Origin of the sequence: Uliginosibacterium sediminicola (genome assembly GCF_039631295.1) — a bacterium.
GTDB lineage: Bacteria > Pseudomonadota > Gammaproteobacteria > Burkholderiales > Rhodocyclaceae > Viridibacterium > Viridibacterium sediminicola.
The window spans coordinates 252,326-269,414 of sequence record NZ_JBDIVE010000004.1; the positions used below are offsets into that span (position 1 = coordinate 252,326).

Genomic DNA, 17,089 nt, shown 5'->3' on the forward strand with positions numbered 1-17,089 from the left:
AACCCCACATCATTCACGAGGTCGCGCCATGTCAGCACGGCATCCGGTCATTGCTGTCACAGGATCTTCCGGCTCAGGCACCTCGACGGTCTCGAAGTCCTTCAACTGGATCTTCCGGCGCGAGCACATTAATGCCGCCGCGGTGCAGGGCGATGCTTTTCATCGCTATGACCGCGCCACCATGCTGCAGCTGATCGAAGAGGCCGAGCGCAACCAGCGCCGGGGGCCCAGCCATTTCGGTGTTGAAGCCAATCATCTTGATCGCTTGCAGGCATTGTTCGCCGAGTACGGCGAGCACGGTACCGGCGAACGCCGCCAATACCTGCACGAAGAAGCCGAAGCGCTGGCTGCCGGCTTGCCGGCTGGCAGCTTCACGCCCTGGGAGCCCTTGCCGGAAGGCACCGACCTGCTCTACTACGAGGGGCTGCACGGCGGCGTGGTGACGGCTGATCTGGATATCGCGCAGCATGTCGATCTGCTGGTCGGCGTGGTGCCGACGATCAATTTGGAGTGGATCCAGAAGATTCACCGCGATACCCACATGCGCGGTTATTCGGTCGAAGCGGTGCAAGACACCATTCTGCGGCGCATGGATGACTACGTGAATGTCATCGTGCCGCAGTTCTCACGCACGCACATCAATTTCCAGCGCGTTCCGGTGGTCGATACTTCCAATCCCTTCATCGCGCGCGAAGTGCCCAGCGCCGATGAAACCCTGGTGGTGATCCGCTTCCGTGATCCGCGTTCGGTAGATTTCCCTTATTTGCTGACCATGCTCGACGGCGCCTGGATGAGCCGCGCCAATACCTTGGTGGTGCCCGGTGGTAAGCTCGACCTGGCGATCCAGATCATCCTCACCCCGCATATTCTTAGCCTGATGGAACGGCGTGGCACTTGAATCGATTGTTTGACGAGTCATAAAATCAACCACTTATCTGAATTTGCGCGTGATGCTGTCGCGCGCCGCATGCCCGATTTGCCGGCCGAATCCCTGATTGATGAAGAGCAGATTCAGCTCGATGCGCAGACCATCGAGCTGTTGCGACGCATCTATCTGTTCCTGCTCTTCGTCATCTTCCCGAGCACCTTGCTCAACCAGGTCTTCAATCCGGCGCCGACCTGGCCCTGGATGCCCCTGGCGCCCTTGCTGATCATGTTGGGCATGCGCTGGTGCCTGCGCAAGGGGCGGCCTGTGCTGGCCATAGGCTTGCTGCAATGGGGGCTGTTTCTGGCGGCGTTGTTGCATTGCTTTGCGCTGAACGGTTTGCGCTCGCCGATCGCGCTGATCTTTCCGGTCTTGCTGATCCTGGTCGGCTGGATGCGCGCGCGCAAGGATGCGCTGATCGCGCTGGGCGTCACGGTGATCTGCGTGTCGGTGATGGCGATCTTTGATGCGCGCTGGTGGCCGGTGCAGGTGCCGCGCCATATCTATTACAACTGGCTGTCCCTGGTGCTCGGTAGCGGTCTGGCCACCTTGCTGGCGGTGCACATTGCCGAGGCCAGCCGTCGCGCCAGTGCCCGTAACCGCGCTGCCAATGCCCAGCTGGCGTTGCAGCTCGACGAGCTCAAGCAGGCGCGTGACCGCCTCACCGCGCTCTCCAATGTCAATCCGATGCCGATCAGCATCTCGCGTGTCGAGGACGGCAGCTATATCGACGTCAATCCCGCCTGGGAACGGCTATCTGGCTGGTCGCGCGCAGAAGCGCTGGGGCGGCGCTCGATCGACATGAATTTCTGGGTCGGCGAGCATGATCGCGAGAATTTCGCCAAAGCGGCCAACACCAGCGAGGGCTTGTTCAATTACCCGATACGTTTCCGCATGCGCGATGGCAGTGTGCGGGACTTCCTGATCAGCGCCGAGCGCATCGATTACGACGGCGAGCTGGCGATTTTCGCGGCCTTTGTGGACGTCACTGCCTTGCGGCAGGCCGAGACGGCACTGGCACAGCTCAACAGCGAGCTCGAAGTGCGCGTCGCGGAGCGTACCGCCAGCCTCAGCGAAGCCCTGTCCAATCTGCAGCGCGCGCAGGAAGAGCTGGTGCAGTCGGACAAGCTGGCCTCGTTGGGCTCGGTGGTTGCGGGCGTGGCGCATGAGCTGAACACGCCGATCGGCAATTCGGTCTTGCTGGCCTCCACCCTCAGCCAGGACATCCACCAGCTCGAACAAGCTTTTCGCTCCGGCACGCTGCGTAAATCTGAAATGGAGCGCTATGTGGCGGACGCTGAGCGTGCCGCAGGTTTGCTGGAGCTCTCGCTGGCGCGTGCCAGCCATCTGGTGGCCAGCTTCAAGCAGGTCGCCATCGACCAGAGTTCGGAGCGCCGCCGCCGCTTCGCCCTGCACGAGCTGGTGTGGGATATCTGCGAAACCATGCGCGCCGGCATGCGCCAGCCGGAGTGGACCCTGGACTGCAGCCTGGTGCCCGATCTGCAGATGGACAGCTACCCGGGGCCGCTCGGCCAGGTGATCAGCAATCTGGTGCAGAACGCGTTCTTGCATGGCTTGCGGGAAAACACGGCCGGCCGCGTGCATGTCGGCATGCGTCGCATCGATGAGAACAATCTGGAGCTCACCGTCAGCGATGACGGGCGCGGCATCGAGCCGGAGATCATCGGCCGGATCTTCGACCCCTTCTTCACCACCCGCCTTGGTCAGGGGGGCTCGGGGCTCGGGCTGTCGATCGTCTATCGCCTGGTCACCAATTTGCTGGGTGGGCGGATCAGTGTCGAGTCCTCGCCGGGGCAGGGCAGCTGCTTTACGATCTACCTGCCGACGGTGGCCAGCAGCCAGGGCTGACAACACTTGCCGGGCTTGCGGTACATCAATCTGGCCTTGTCATCGCGTGCTAGGGTATACGCTTATAAAGGCCATGCTCAGGTGCAGAGTGCTGTACATGCGCCCATTAGTGGAGAAATTCACGGATAATCGCGTGTTCCCGCTGTTGCGGCGGGGTATCAATGACTCCATGGCCACGTGCACTCAAATCGTATGCAGAACCCGCAGAATTCCATCGTTTTCCAGCCCCTGACCAGCGCCATTCGCGCCTTGGCCATGGACGCCGTCCAACAAGCCAATTCAGGTCACCCCGGCATGCCGATGGGTATGGCCGAGATCGCCGAAGTGGTCTGGCGCAAGCACCTGCGCCACAACCCGGCCAACCCGGCGTGGGCTAACCGTGACCGTTTCGTGATCTCCAATGGCCATGGTTCGATGCTGCATTACGCGCTGCTGCACCTGACGGGCTACGATCTGCCGATCTCCGAGCTGAAGAACTTCCGCCAGATCGGCTCCAAGACCCCCGGCCACCCGGAAGTGCACCACACGCCGGGTGTCGAGACCACCACCGGCCCGCTCGGTCAGGGTCTGAGCAATGCAGTGGGTTTCGCGCTCGCCGAAAAGCTGCTGGCCGCCGATTTCAATCGGCCCGGCCACAACATCGTCGATCACCACACCTATGTCTTCCTCGGCGACGGTTGCCTGATGGAAGGCATCAGCCACGAGGCCGCCTCGCTGGCTGGCACCTGGGGCCTGGGCAAGCTGATCGCCTATTACGATGACAACGGTATCTCCATCGACGGCAAGGTCGAAGGCTGGTTCACCGACGACACCAAGAAGCGCTTCGAAGCCTACGGCTGGCAAGTCATCGGTCCGGTTGACGGCCATGACAGCGCGGCGCTGCAGGCGGCAACCCTGGAAGCCAAGGCCGATGCGCAGCGCCCGACCCTGGTGATCTGTCGCACCACCATTGGCGCAGGTTCGCCGAACAAGGCCGGCTCGGCCGATTCGCACGGCGCGCCGCTCGGTGCTGCCGAAATCGCCCTGGTGCGCGAGGCCATTGGCTGGAACCACGCGCCGTTTGAAATTCCTGCCGACATTTACGCCGCCTGGGATGCCAAGGCCGCTGGTGCTGCCGCCGAAGGCGAGTGGAGCACACAGTTTGCTGCCTACGCCGCGGCTTTCCCCGAGCTGGCTGCCGAATTCACGCGTCGCCTCAGCGGCCAGCTGCCGAGCGGTTTCAAGGCAGCTGCCGACAGCTTGCTCGACAAGGTGCAAGCCAAGGCTGAAAGCATTGCCACCCGCAAGGCTTCGCAGAACGCTATCGAAGCGCTGGCGCCGAGCCTGCCCGAGCTGCTCGGCGGTTCGGCCGATCTGGCCGGCTCCAATCTGACGCACTGGTCGGGCAGCAAGGAACTGCCGCCCGGTTCGCTGGCCGATGCGGCAGGCGTCAATTACATCAATTACGGCGTGCGCGAGTTTGCCGAAGTGGCGATTGCCAACGGCGTGGCCCTGCATGGCGGCTTCATTCCCTACACCGCGACCTTCCTGGTGTTCTCGGATTACTGCCGCAGCGCGATCCGCATGGCTGCGCTGATGAACATCCGCCAGGTGCTGGTGTTCACGCACGATTCGATTGGCGTGGGCGAGGATGGTCCGACGCACCAGCCGATCGAGCACACCGCTTCGCTGCGCCTGATCCCCAATCTGAATGTCTGGCGTCCGGCCGACACGGCCGAGACGGCGGTGGCCTGGACCCACGGCATCGAGCGCCATGACGGCCCGACGGTGCTTGCGCTGACGCGTCAGAATCTGCCCTTCACGCAGCGCAGCGCGCAGCAGCTCGCCGATATCCGCAAGGGCGGCTATGTGCTGGCCGACGCGGCGGACGCACAAGGCGTGCTGATCGCCACCGGTTCCGAAGTGGGTGTCGCGCTGGCCGCGCAGAAGCTGCTCGCCGAACAGGGTGTGGCGGTCAAGGTGGTGTCGATGCCTTGCACGCGTTTGTTTGATCTGCAGGACGCCGCTTACAAGAGCGCCGTGCTCGGCAAGGCTTTGCCGCGCGTGGCCATCGAGGCGGGTGTCACAGATGGCTGGTACAAGTATGTGGGGCTTGAAGGTGCCGTGGTCGGCCTGGATCGCTTTGGCGAATCGGGTCCGGGCGGGGCGCTGTTCAAGCAATTCGGCTTCACGGCCGAGCGGGTGGCTGAAACCCTCAAAAGCCTGCTGTAAAGTAAGACTTTCCGCCGGGCGCCCCTAGCCGCAGGCTGAAGAACAATCGAAACTCGAATCAGGAGAATAAAGATGACAATCAAGGTAGGTATCAACGGTTTTGGCCGTATCGGCCGCATGGTTTTCCGCGCAGCAGTGCAAAATTTCCCCGAGATCGAGATCGTCGGTATCAATGACCTGCTGGAACCCGATTACCTCGCCTACATGCTCAAGCACGACTCCGTGCACGGCAAGTTCAAGGGCGAAGTGTCGGTGGAAGGCAACACCCTGATCGTCAATGGCAAGAAGATCCGCCTCTCCGCCGTGAAGAACCCGGCCGAGTTGAAGTGGGATGAAGTCGGTGCTGACATCGTCGTCGAATCGACCGGTCTGTTCCTCGACAACGCGACCGCCTCCGCACACTTGACCGCAGGTGCCAAGAAGGTTGTCATGTCGGCTCCGTCCAAGGACGACACGCCGATGTTCGTGTACGGCGTGAACCACGACAAGTACGCTGGCGAGACCATCATCTCCAACGCTTCCTGCACCACCAACTGCCTGGCCCCGATTGCCAAGGTGCTCAACGACAACTTCGGCATCAAGCGCGGCCTGATGACCACGGTGCATGCTGCAACGGCAACGCAAAAGACCGTTGATGGCCCGTCGAACAAGGACTGGCGCGGCGGCCGCGGCATCCTCGAAAACATCATCCCGTCGAGCACTGGCGCAGCCAAGGCCGTCGGCAAGGTGATCCCCGAGCTGAACAAGAAGCTCACCGGCATGTCCTTCCGCGTGCCGACTTCCGACGTTTCGGTGGTCGATCTGACCGTCGAACTGGAAAAGGACGCCACCTACGAGCAGATCTGTGCCGCCATGAAGGCTGCTTCTGAAGGCGCCATGAAGGGCGTGCTCGGCTACACCACCGAGAAGGTCGTGTCGACCGACTTCCGTGGCGAAGCCCGCACCTCGGTGTTCGACGCTGATGCAGGCATCGCGCTGGATTCGACCTTCGTCAAGGTCGTCTCCTGGTACGACAATGAATGGGGCTACTCCAACAAGGTGCTGGAGATGGTTCAGGTCGTCGCCAAGTAAGTCTGCGCACTTCTGTTAATCACGGCGGCACAGGGGAGCGTTCTCCTTGCCGCCGCGTCTCTGTGGTGAAAGGGTTTGACCCATGCAATTCAAGAAACTGTCTGATCTCGATCTGGCCGGCAAGCGCGTGTTCATCCGCTCCGACCTCAATGTGCCGCAAGACGACCGTGGCGCCATCACCGATGACACGCGTATCCGCGCCTCGGTGCCCGGCATTCGTCTGGCACTCGACAAGGGCGCTGCGGTCATGGTGACCTCCCACCTTGGCCGTCCGACCGAAGGCGACTTCCAGCCCGCCGATTCGCTGGCGCCGGTGGCAGCCCGCATGAGCGAGCTGCTCGGTCAGCCGGTGCGCCTGATCCAGAACTGGGTCGACGGTGGTTTTGAAGTCAAGCCGGGCGAAGTCGTGCTGCTCGAAAATTGCCGCGTCAACAAGGGCGAGAAGAAGAACAGCGCTGAACTGGCCGCCAAGATGGCCAAGCTCTGTGACATCTACGCCAACGATGCTTTCGCCACCGCGCACCGCGCTGAAGCGACGACTCAGGCGCTGGCTCTGGCCGCACCGGTGGCCTGTGCCGGCCCGCTGCTGGCCGCTGAACTGGAAGCCCTCGGCAAGGCCCTGCTGGCGCCCGAGAGCCCGCTGATCGCCATCGTCGGTGGCTCCAAGGTGTCGACCAAGCTGTCCATCCTCGACAGCCTGGCTGACAAGGTCGACCAGCTCATCGTCGGTGGTGGCATCGCCAATACCTTCCTGCTGGCGGCTGGTTTCCCGGTCGGCAAGTCCCTGGTCGAAGCCGATCTGGTGGAAGAAGCCAAGCGCATCATCATCAAGATGGCGACGCGCGGCGCCGTGGTGCCAATCCCCAGCGATGTGGTGGTGGCCACCGAGTTCTCGCCGACCGCCAAGGCCGTCGTCAAGTCCGCCAAGGATGTGCAGCCGGACGAGATGATCCTCGACGTCGGTCCGGAGACCGCCGCCAAGCTCGCCGGCCTGCTCAAGGCCGCCAAGACCATCGTCTGGAATGGCCCGCTCGGCGTGTTTGAATTCGAAGCGTTCGCCAATGGCACCAAGGTCGTCGGCGAAGCGATTGCTGAATCTAGCGCAATGTCTCTGGCTGGCGGCGGTGACACAATTGCCGCAATCGCCAAATTTGGCCTGGGCGAGCGCATCAGTTACATCTCCACGGCAGGCGGTGCCTTCCTGGAGTTCCTCGAAGGCAAGACCCTGCCAGCGGTGGAAGCCCTGGAACAGCGTGCCAGTAACTGATAAATGCGCGCCGGGACGGATTGATCAAATCCTCCCGGCGCTTTTTTTGACTACACACAAGTTGTCTGACCAATAAGTGCTGCAAGTTCGATATTGCCGTCACATCAGCGGCAGACAATGAATCCCTCTAAACAATAATGCATCGCATGAAGGAGTAAGCAATGCAACGCCACACCAAGATCGTCGCCACCCTCGGACCGGCTTCCAATGATGCGGATGTGCTGGAACGCCTGATTCGCGCCGGCGTCGACGTCGTTCGCCTGAACTTCTCGCACGGCAAGGCGGAAGACCATATCAACCGTGCCAACATCGTGCGCGAAGCGGCCCGTCGCGTGGGCAAGCCGGTGGCGATTCTCGCCGACCTGCAAGGTCCGAAGATCCGCGTCGGCAAGTTTGAAAACGGCAAGACCTTCCTCGAAAAGGGCCAGAAGTTCATCCTCGACGCCGACTGTGAGCTCGGTAACGATGAACGCGTCGGCCTCGACTACAAGGATCTGCCCAAGGACGTGAAGCAAGGCACCATCCTGCTGCTCAACGACGGCGCCATCGTGCTCGAAGTTGAAAAAGTCATCGGCAATGAAATCTTCACCGTCGTGCATTACGGCGGCGAGCTGTCCAACAACAAGGGCATCAATCAGAAGGGTGGCGGCCTGACCGCACCGGCGCTGACCGCCAAGGACATGGAAGACCTCAAGACGGCCGCGCTGATCGGCATCGAGTATGTCGCCGTCTCCTTCCCGAAGAACGCTGCCGACATGTACATGGCGCGCACCCTGCTGCGTGCAGCGGGCAGCTCGGCGCTGACCATCGCCAAGATCGAGCGTACCGAAGCGGTTGAGCCGGACAATCTGCGCGAAATCCTCGAAGCGTCTGATGGCGTGATGGTGGCGCGTGGCGACCTCGCCGTCGAAGTCGGCGAAGCGGCTGTGCCGGCCCTGCAGAAGAAGATGATCAAGCTGGCGCGCGAGATGAACAAGCTCGCCATCACCGCCACGCAGATGATGGAGTCGATGATCTCCAGCCCGGTGCCGACGCGTGCCGAAGTGTCGGACGTTGCCAACGCCGTGCTCGACGGTACCGATGCGGTGATGCTGTCGGCCGAAACCGCCGCCGGCAAGTACCCGGTCGAAGTGGTCGAGACCATGGCCCGCATCTGCCGCGAAGCTGAAAAGTCCTACCCGGTGACCCTGGATCAGGACTTCCTCAACCGCAGCTTCACGCGCATCGACCAGTCCATCGCCATGGCCGCGCTGTTCTCGGCACACCACCTGGGCGCCAAGGCCATCGTCGCGCTGACCGAATCCGGTTCCACCGCGCTGTGGATGAGCCGCCTGCACTCGGGCATCCCCATCTACGCGCTGACCTCGCAACAGGACACCATCGGCAAGATGGCGCTGTTCCGCGAAGTGCATCCGATGATGGTGCCGCACATCACCGACAGCCGTGACCACCTGCTGCAGGAAGCCGAGCGCACCCTGCTGCGCAACAAGCTGGTGCAACCGGGTGACATCATCGTCATTACCGTTGGCGAACCGCTCGGCCAGTCCGGCGGCACCAACAGCTTGAAGATCGTGCGCGTCGGCGGCTGATAACCCGCATCTTCCGTCCGCACCGGCAAAAGGCCTCCGCCACAAGCGGGGGCCTTTTGCATTTCATGGCTGGCGGCGCGCATTGTGCACATTGCGGAGATCATCAGGATGTGCGCGACTTGTGCATCGCGATACAATCGACATTCCGAACAATTCGAACCCACCGCCCAACACCTTCAGACGGAGATTTTCAATGGCACTCGTTTCCATGCGCCAGCTGCTCGATCATGCTGCAGAAAACAGCTACGGCTTGCCCGCATTCAACGTCAACAACCTCGAACAGGTCACGGCCATCATGGAAGCGGCCAACGAGCTGGACAGCCCGGTGATCATGCAGGCCTCGGCTGGCGCACGCCGCTATGCCGGTGAAGCCTTCCTGCGCCACCTCATCGAGGCCGCGGTGGAAGCCTACCCGCACATCCCCGTCGTGATGCACCAGGACCACGGCCAGAGCCCGGCGGTCTGCATGGCAGCGATCAAGTCCGGCTTTTCCTCGGTGATGATGGATGGCTCCCTGCTCGAAGACGGCAAGACGCCTTCGGACTACGAGTACAACGTCGCCGTGAGCAGCGAAGTGGTGAAGTTCTCGCACAGCATCGGGGTGACGGTGGAAGCCGAGCTGGGCTGCCTGGGTTCGCTGGAAACCGGCAAGGCGGGTGAAGAAGACGGCATCGGCGCTGAAGGTATCCTCGATCACAGCGCCATGCTGACCGATCCGGAGCAAGCCGCCGACTTCGTCAAGCGCACCCAGTGTGACGCGCTGGCGATTGCCATCGGCACCAGCCACGGCGCCTACAAGTTCACGCGCAAGCCCACTGGCGACATCCTCGCCATCAGCCTGATCAAGAAGATCCACGAGCGCCTGCCCAACACCCACCTGGTGATGCACGGTTCGTCGAGCGTGCCGCAGGACCTGCTGGCGATCATCCGCGAATTCGGCGGCGACATCGGCGAAACCTATGGTGTGCCGGTGGAAGAGATCGTCGAAGGCATCAAGTACGGCGTGCGCAAGATCAATATCGACACCGATATCCGCCTGGCGATGACCGCCGCGATCCGCAAGCACTTCGTCGAACACCCCAGCGCTTTCGACCCGCGCGACTACCTCAAGCCCGCGCGCGAAGCGGCCAAGAAGATCGTCAAGGCACGTTTCGAAGCTTTCGGCTCGGCCGGCAACGCTGGCAAGATCAAGCCGATTCCGCTGGAAAAGATCGCGGCCAAGTACAAGAGCGGCGAGCTGGCGCAGATGGTCAAGTAAGCGCTTCCAGCACTTACCCGCAAGCCCTCGCTGGTCGAGGGCTTTTTCTTGTCTGTCATGCGGGCGCTGAATCGCCGCGCCCGCTTTGTCGTGATTCATACGTCGTATCGGGGTGGCCCGAGTGCGTGCGTCTAGGGAATGCACCTAGCGCGCTGCGGGTAAAGTTGATCTGTTTGTGGCCGTAATACGGGCACGGCGCTACGTCGATGCAGTCTTTTTACCGTGCTTTCTACAGAGGAATGCCCATGTCAATCCGCATGAAAATGATCCTGGCGCTCCTGTTTTCCAGTCTGATGGCCATCAATCTGGTGGCATTCATATCGCATAATCTGGTGGCGCGCCGGCTCAGCGATGAGCTGGCCAGCGAGTTGAGTGTGGAAGTCGAGAGCATCCTGACGGCGCTGCGCGAATCCCTGTTGCTGGGCTCGTTGATTGCGGCGCTGCTGTCTGTTGCGTTGGGCCTGTTGCTCGGTGCGCGCGTGTCGGCCAAGTTGCGCCGCCTGACCCAGGCGATCCAGAACATGCAGAAAGGTGATTTCGGCAAGCCGCTGCAGCTGGTCTCCAGAGATGAAGTGGGCGCCCTGGTCAGCGCCTTCAATGAGATGAGCCTGGAGATCGCCCAGAAGCGCGACGAGATCCAGCGCTCGCACCGCAAGCTGGAGGAGCTGGCGATCCGTGACGGCCTGACCCAGCTGCACAACCGCCGTCATTTCGACGAGCAGCTGAGCGCGCTTGGAAAATGTCCGGAGCACGCGGCCTCGGTGTCGATCATGATTGGCGACATCGATCATTTCAAACAGGTCAATGACCGCTTCTCGCATGCCGTGGGCGATGCCGTGCTGCGCGAGGTCGGCCGCATTCTGGCCAGCAATACGCGGGGGTCTGATCTGGTCGCGCGCTACGGCGGCGAGGAATTCGTGATCGCCTTCCGCGACACCGATATTGCCCAGGCGCGGCTGATCTGCGAGAAGCTGCGCCAGCGCATTGCCGAGTTCGACTGGGAGAGCATCCAGCCGGGTCTGCGCATCACGATGAGCATGGGCGTTGCGCGCCAGCTCGACGAGGCGACGCTGGAGCACGTCGTGCGGCAAGCTGATGTGCAGCTCTATCGCGCCAAGTCACAAGGGCGCAATCAAGTGTGCGTGGCGCTGCAAGCGCCGCCCGCCACGCAGTAGAATACGGGCTGCCAGCAATCTCATTTTCAGGACGCACATCGCCATGGCCCGTACCGTCACATGCATCAAACTCGGCGTAGAAGCCGATGGTCTCGATTTCCCGCCCGTTCCCGGTGAGCTGGGCAAAAAGGTTTATGAGAACGTCTCTAAGGAGGCCTGGCAGGGCTGGCTCAAGCACCAGACCATGCTGATCAACGAAAACCGCCTCAACATGATGGACCCGAAGGCGCGCAAGTACCTGATGGAACAGATGGAGCGCCATTTCTTCGGCGGTGGCGCCGATGCCGCCCAGGGTTACGTGCCGCCGAGCGCCTGATCCGGCGAATCCGCTACAATTGCACACAGGCCGTCCGGGAGACGGCCTGTTTATTTTCACGGAGCCCTAGATGAGCCAGCCCCAGTTCGAATCTGCCATCACCAGTCTGCCCCTGCTCGCGCGCGGCAAGGTACGCGACATCTACGCCGTCGATGAGGACAAGCTGCTCATCGTCACCTCGGACCGCCTCTCGGCCTTCGACGTGATCCTGCCCAATCCCATCCCGCGCAAGGGCGAGGTGCTCACCAAGACTGCGCTGTTCTGGTTCGAACGTCTGGCCCATGTGCTGCCCAACCAGCTCACCGGCATTGCACCGGAAGACGTGGTGACGGCCGCCGAGCGCGACCAGGTGGTCGGTCGTGCGCTGGTGGTCAAGCGCTTGAAGCCCCTGCCGGTCGAAGCCGTGGTGCGCGGCTACATCATCGGCGGCGGCTGGAAGGATTACCTGGCGACCGGTCAGGTCTGCGGCCATCTGCTGCCGGCCGGCCTCAAGCAGGCCGCCAAGCTCGAACAACCGCTGTTCACGCCCTCGACCAAGGCTGAGCTGGGCACCCACGACGAGAATATCGACTTCGCCCAGACCAGCGCCCTGCTCGGTGCCGAGCTGGCCGCGCAAGTGCGTGATGTGGCGATCCGCCTGTATTCGGAAGCGCGCGACTACGCCGCCACGCGCGGCATCATCATTGCCGACACCAAGTTCGAATTCGGCCTCGATGCCGCCGGCACCCTGCACATCATCGACGAAGCGCTGACGCCCGATTCCTCGCGCTTCTGGCCGGCCGACAGCTACGCCGAAGGCATCTCGCCGCCGTCCTACGACAAGCAGTACGTGCGCGACTATCTGGAAACCCTGGACTGGAACAAGACCGCGCCGGGCCCGCATCTGCCGGACGAAGTGGTGGCGCGCACCAGCGCCAAGTACGTCGAAGCCTACGAGCGCCTGACCGGTCGCAGCATCGACGCGTGAAGCGCCTGGCGCTGATTCCGGCGCTCTGGCTGTGCGCCTGCGCCAGCCCGCCGCCGGAGCGCTTCCTGCACACCGTGATGGCTGGCGCGCCCAGCGCCGAGCTAGCCTTCCGCTCGGCCGAAGCATGCCAGCAATGGCGCGCGCGCACGCTGTGGGCGCAGCAAGGCAATCTGCACTGCGTGGCCAGCGAGTCCGACTGGCCCCATGTGATCGATATGGTCACCGATACCGGTGAGGAAGTGCGACTCTATGCGCCGGATCGTGCGCGCTGCGAGTCGGCAAGGCTGCGCGCGCTGGCCACGCCGGCCATCAAGCTCGCCTCCAATTGCCTGCCCAGGCGGGCGCCGCAGCGTCCCAGCCTGTAAGGCAGGCCAAGCTCAGCGCTTGATGCGCGAGAGCTTCTGCACCACTTCCAGCGTCATGCGTTCGCCCTTGGCGAGCATCTTCAAGCCCGGCATGCCGGGGCGGTGGAAGGCGTCGGTGATGTGGGTGATCGGTTCGAAACAGAAGAAGGGCTGGCCTTCGGGGCGGAACAGGATCGAGGTTTCCAGGCCCGCCGGCTGCGTCGTTTCCCACTCCAGGTGCAGGTCGATGTCATCGCGCTCCATGATCATCTTGCCGTCCCAGCCGGAGAAGTTGTTGTCGATCTTGCCGTGGCCCAGCGGCTTGAGCGTATTGAAGTCCCAGCCTTCCGGCAGCCCCTTGATGTGCTCGGCCGCGATGCCTTCCGGCGTGGACGCCCAGTAACCATCGGCCTTGAACTGCAGACGCGGGCCTTGCGGATCGTCACCGCGCAGCTGGAAGGGGTGCCAGGCGAGGCCGTAGGGCAGGGGCTTGTCGCCGAGGTGTTCGACTTCGAGCAGCATGGTCATGCTGTCTTCGGTCAGGCTGTAGCGCTGGGTCGATGCGTACTCCCAGGGATAGCCGTGTTTCTTCAGCGAGGTGACGCTCAGCTCGATGGCCTGCGCCGAATGCTCACGCACGTCCCAGGTATGCATCCAGCCGGTGCCGTGGATCGGTACCGGATCAAAGCGGTTGGGCGCCATCGGGTAGAACACGCCATCGACCGTGATGCCGCCGCCGGTGATGCGGTTGGAGAACGGCACCAGGGGCAGGTTGCCGACAAAGCGGCGACCATCGACTTCCGGCGCATAGGGGCGCCACAGCGCTTTCCACTCGCCATCGCGCCTGATTTCCCAGTAAGCCACGCTGCCGCCGAGTTCGGGCATCAGGCCGAGGCGCTGTTCGGATGTTTCAATATTCAGGACGACAGGGTCGCTCATGAGATCTCCTCCTCGTTATAAGAGATCAACATTGTCTGACAAATTCGGGCTATTTGCTTGATCTGGCTGAAGACTTGAGCGAGTGCGCGCCGTGCCGCCGATCAACAAAGAAGTACCGATATTTGCGCAAGATACTGATCTAGCTATGCTTTTGCGCCAGGTCCTGGGTGATGAAGTCCTGCAGCGCGCGGCTGGCACTTGATTGACTGCGTTGCGAGGCGCTCAGGGCGTAAATGCCTAAATCGTTCAATCGATACTGCGGGAATAAATTGATCAAGGCGCCCGAGCGGATCTGCGCAGCAATGGGGATGGCAGGCAGGCAGGCGATTCCGCGCCCCGCCATGCAGGCGTGCAGCAGCGCCGTGACGTCATTGGAACTGAAGTTGCCGCTCACCGAGACAACTTCCGGCTCGGCGCCTGCGCTACTTCCTTGCGGGTAAAAAATCCAGTCACGCCCCAAGCGCGTATGTACCAGACAGTTGGCGTGGGCCAGGTCAGCCGGTGACAAGGGTTTGCCGAAGCGCTGCAGGTACGCGGCTGAGGCGCAGATGAGCGAGGCGTTGCGCGCCAGCTGGCGTGCAACGAGCGTCGGGGGTAACTCATTGGTGATCTGGATCGCGAAGTCGATACGCTCCTCAATGAGCTTGATCGAGCGGTCGGTCAGCACCATCTCTACGCTGACGCTCGGAAACATGTCCATAAAGCGCCACACGGCCTCCGCCAGATAGGACTGACCGAACGAGACGCTGCTGGCGATGCGGATCAGGCCCTGAGGTTCGGTGTCTTTCTGCGCCACCGAGCTATGCATTTTCTCGGACAGCCCGAGGATCTGGCGGCAATACGGCAGCATCGCATTGCCTGCGCTACTGACGCCCAGGCTGCGTGTGGAACGATGCAGCAGCCGCACACCCAGCGTCTTCTCCAGCGAAGCGATATAGCGCGTCGCCATCGCGCGCGACATATCGAGCTTGTTGGCGGCGGCGGACAAGCTGCCCAAATCGGCAACATCGACAAACACCTGCATTGCTTTGAACTGATCCATTGCGCGCTGTAATGCTCGGAATATGCAACAAAGAAGTGTTCATTGTAGGGTTCTTTTCAGCACAGCGAAGCGCCAGAATGGATTCATGTCCCATCAACGGAGTTCTTGAATGCTGGCCAAATTCCTTGTTGTTTCGCTGCTATCGACGTTTGCCATGGCAGGGCTCGTTCAGGCGCAAACCCCAGCCTCGGCAACAGCAGTGTCGACGCCGGCCTTGAGCGGCTGCCCATCGCCCGCCATCGACGCGCAGTTCAAAGAGTTCGGTCGCAGCGGCAAAATGCCGGCCGAGCTCAAGCGCTGGCTCAATGACCCCAAGGCACAGCTGATGGCGCCCTACCAGGCGTTTGATAACGTGTATTACGTCGGCATCTGCTGGGTGTCCGCATGGCTGATCAAGACCAGTGCGGGACCGGTCTTGATCGACACCTTATACGAGCCCTACACCGATCAGCTTGTCGCCAACCTGCGCGCAATCGGCGTTGAGCCGGCCGATCTCAAAATGGTTTTGCTGACCCATGGTCACTTTGACCATGTTGGCGGAGTCGCCAAGCTCAAGTCACTGAGCAAGGCCAAATTCGTGATGACCCAGGAGGGCTGGGCTGAAGCGCAGCATGACGCGCAGCAGTCGCAAGGCAAAGCCGGCGCCTGGAGCATGCCGGCTGGACCGGATGTGACGGTCAAGGATGGTGATGTACTCACCGTCGGGGATACCCGGTTTTATGTGTACACCACGCCCGGCCATACCTGGGGCACCGCCTCCTATGCGCTGGACGTCAAGGACGGCAACAAAACCTACCGTGCCATGACGATTGGCGGTCTGGGGCTCAATGCCATTGATGGCCCCAAGCAGGTCGAGGCCTATATCGCCAGCGTCGATCGCATCAAGGGCATGGTCAACGCAGCGCAAAACCCGGTCGTGGTGCACCTGACGGCGCATCCCTTCAGCAATGGTTTGACCGAAGCGAAAGAGCTGCTCAAAACGCGCAAGCCCGGCGATCCCCATCCGCTCGTCGATGCGGCAGGGCTGAACGTACAACTCGATGCCTTGCGTGCGGGTGCCGAGGAACGTTTGCTGATCGAACAAGCGCGCAGCAAAGCGGCAAAATGAACGCGCCCTAGCGGGTGTCGGCCACCACGCTGCGGACTTGAATGCTGGCCGGGAGCTGTGCCGACAGAAAGTCGATCATGCTTCTGACCGAGGGCAGAATGCCTCTCGGCGCCGGGTAGGCCAGGTACAGATTATTGGCGGCGGCGGCCCAGGCGGGCAGCACATGTTCCAGCAAGCCGGTTTTGATGCTCGTCGCGACAATTGCTTCGGGCAGCAAGGCCAGCCCCAGGCCGCTGATCGCCGCCTCCAGCTGGAGGCGTAAATCATGGGTTTGCAGCCGGGGGATGTGGCTGACCGAGCAAGCCTTGCCCGACTGGTCAAACAGCTCCCAGCGCACCGTGCTGTCGCGAAGATCGCTGACTCGCCCCAGGGTGGCGAGATTCGCAATGTCTTCCGGGCTGGCCGGCCGACCCGCGCTGGCCAGGAATTGCGGTGCCGCCACCAGGATGCGTTTGACGCTGCCCAGAGGGCGCACGACCAGACCGGGCATCGCATCGATCTGCGGGCGCGCCAGCAAGGCCAGGTCGTAGCGTTCGCCGATCAGGTCGACTTCACGATCAGTCGGGTCGATATGCAGATTCACCTTCGGATGCGCCGCCAGATAGCTTGGCAAGAGCGGCGCCAGATAGGTCTGCGCGAGCACCAGCGGGCAGCTCATCCGGACCGTGCCGGCGGGCTCTTTGCGCAGATTGGCGAGCCCTTCATAGGCCGCTTCTGCCTCTTCGAGCACGGCCAGGCAGCGTTCATAGAACTGCGCACCTGCTTCGGTGAGCTCCACACGGCGTGTCGAACGATGCAGGAGGCGGACGCCCAGTTGCCGCTCCAGCTCGGCCAGCCGCCGGCTCAGGCGCGTTTTCTCGACGCCGCTTGCGCGCGCGGCCGCAGTGAAGCCCTGATGGCGGACCACGCTCACAAAGTACGACAAGTCGTTCAGCTCAGGTAGGCTCATTGGTGCGTATTTGCAACAGAGAATCGAAATTTAGCCTGATTGTCATTAACTGTAGCGAA

The 17,089-nt window shown here is 62.1% G+C and carries 15 protein-coding genes; 12 read left to right on the forward strand and 3 right to left on the reverse strand.

Going from position 1 to position 17,089, the window contains the following annotated elements:
- Positions 1 to 28 precede the first annotated feature (28 nt).
- From ABDB84_RS10110 to ABDB84_RS10160, 11 genes are all read left to right on the forward strand, one after another.
- Entirely contained in the window at positions 29 to 898 is an 870-nt protein-coding gene (locus tag ABDB84_RS10110) for a phosphoribulokinase (protein WP_345919602.1), read from the forward strand.
- Positions 899 to 967: 69 nt separating this feature from the next.
- Positions 968 to 2,794: a sensor histidine kinase gene (locus tag ABDB84_RS10115; protein WP_345919603.1), complete on the forward strand. Its 1,827-nt coding sequence runs from the start codon at positions 968 to 970 to the stop codon at positions 2,792 to 2,794.
- A 192-nt stretch (positions 2,795 to 2,986) separates the two neighbouring features.
- Positions 2,987 to 5,005: a transketolase gene (gene tkt, locus ABDB84_RS10120; RefSeq protein WP_345919604.1), complete on the forward strand. Its 2,019-nt coding sequence runs from the start codon at positions 2,987 to 2,989 to the stop codon at positions 5,003 to 5,005.
- A gap of 72 nt (positions 5,006 to 5,077) precedes the next feature.
- A complete protein-coding gene (gap, locus tag ABDB84_RS10125) occupies positions 5,078 to 6,076 on the forward strand; it encodes a type I glyceraldehyde-3-phosphate dehydrogenase (protein ID WP_345919605.1) in 999 nt (332 codons plus the stop codon).
- A gap of 82 nt (positions 6,077 to 6,158) precedes the next feature.
- Positions 6,159 to 7,343 (forward strand): phosphoglycerate kinase, encoded by a 1,185-nt coding sequence (locus ABDB84_RS10130; RefSeq protein ID WP_345919606.1) that lies wholly within the window; start codon positions 6,159 to 6,161, stop codon positions 7,341 to 7,343.
- A 161-nt stretch (positions 7,344 to 7,504) separates the two neighbouring features.
- Positions 7,505 to 8,932, forward strand: a complete 1,428-nt coding sequence (gene pyk, locus ABDB84_RS10135) for a pyruvate kinase (protein WP_345919607.1) — start codon at positions 7,505 to 7,507, stop codon at positions 8,930 to 8,932.
- A 193-nt stretch (positions 8,933 to 9,125) separates the two neighbouring features.
- Entirely contained in the window at positions 9,126 to 10,190 is a 1,065-nt protein-coding gene (fba, locus tag ABDB84_RS10140; protein WP_345919608.1) for a class II fructose-bisphosphate aldolase, read from the forward strand.
- 245 nt (positions 10,191 to 10,435) lie between these two features.
- Positions 10,436 to 11,365: a GGDEF domain-containing protein gene (locus ABDB84_RS10145; protein ID WP_345919609.1), complete on the forward strand. Its 930-nt coding sequence runs from the start codon at positions 10,436 to 10,438 to the stop codon at positions 11,363 to 11,365.
- Positions 11,366 to 11,408: 43 nt separating this feature from the next.
- Entirely contained in the window at positions 11,409 to 11,681 is a 273-nt protein-coding gene (locus ABDB84_RS10150) for an oxidative damage protection protein (protein WP_345919610.1), read from the forward strand.
- A gap of 70 nt (positions 11,682 to 11,751) precedes the next feature.
- Complete coding sequence (locus ABDB84_RS10155; protein WP_345919611.1) at positions 11,752 to 12,648, forward strand: phosphoribosylaminoimidazolesuccinocarboxamide synthase; 897 nt, start codon at positions 11,752 to 11,754, stop codon at positions 12,646 to 12,648.
- Positions 12,645 to 13,013: a hypothetical protein gene (locus tag ABDB84_RS10160; RefSeq protein WP_345919612.1), complete on the forward strand. Its 369-nt coding sequence runs from the start codon at positions 12,645 to 12,647 to the stop codon at positions 13,011 to 13,013. The genes ABDB84_RS10155 and ABDB84_RS10160 overlap by 4 nt, the downstream gene beginning before the upstream one ends.
- 12 nt (positions 13,014 to 13,025) lie before the next feature.
- Here ABDB84_RS10160 and ABDB84_RS10165 read toward each other — a convergent pair whose 3' ends face one another.
- Entirely contained in the window at positions 13,026 to 13,931 is a 906-nt protein-coding gene (locus tag ABDB84_RS10165; protein ID WP_345919613.1) for an aldose 1-epimerase, read from the reverse strand.
- 139 nt (positions 13,932 to 14,070) lie between these two features.
- On the reverse strand, positions 14,071 to 14,973 hold the full coding sequence (locus ABDB84_RS10170) for a LysR family transcriptional regulator (RefSeq protein WP_345919614.1): 903 nt from the start codon (positions 14,971 to 14,973) through the stop codon (positions 14,071 to 14,073).
- 109 nt (positions 14,974 to 15,082) lie between these two features.
- Between ABDB84_RS10170 and blaCAR the strand changes: the two genes are divergently transcribed.
- On the forward strand, positions 15,083 to 16,081 hold the full coding sequence (blaCAR, locus tag ABDB84_RS10175) for a CAR family subclass B3 metallo-beta-lactamase (RefSeq protein WP_345919615.1): 999 nt from the start codon (positions 15,083 to 15,085) through the stop codon (positions 16,079 to 16,081).
- 7 nt (positions 16,082 to 16,088) lie between these two features.
- On the opposite strand, the gene ABDB84_RS10180 is transcribed toward blaCAR, so the two are convergent.
- Positions 16,089 to 17,030 (reverse strand): LysR substrate-binding domain-containing protein, encoded by a 942-nt coding sequence (locus ABDB84_RS10180; protein WP_345919616.1) that lies wholly within the window; start codon positions 17,028 to 17,030, stop codon positions 16,089 to 16,091.
- Positions 17,031 to 17,089: the final 59 nt, after the last annotated feature.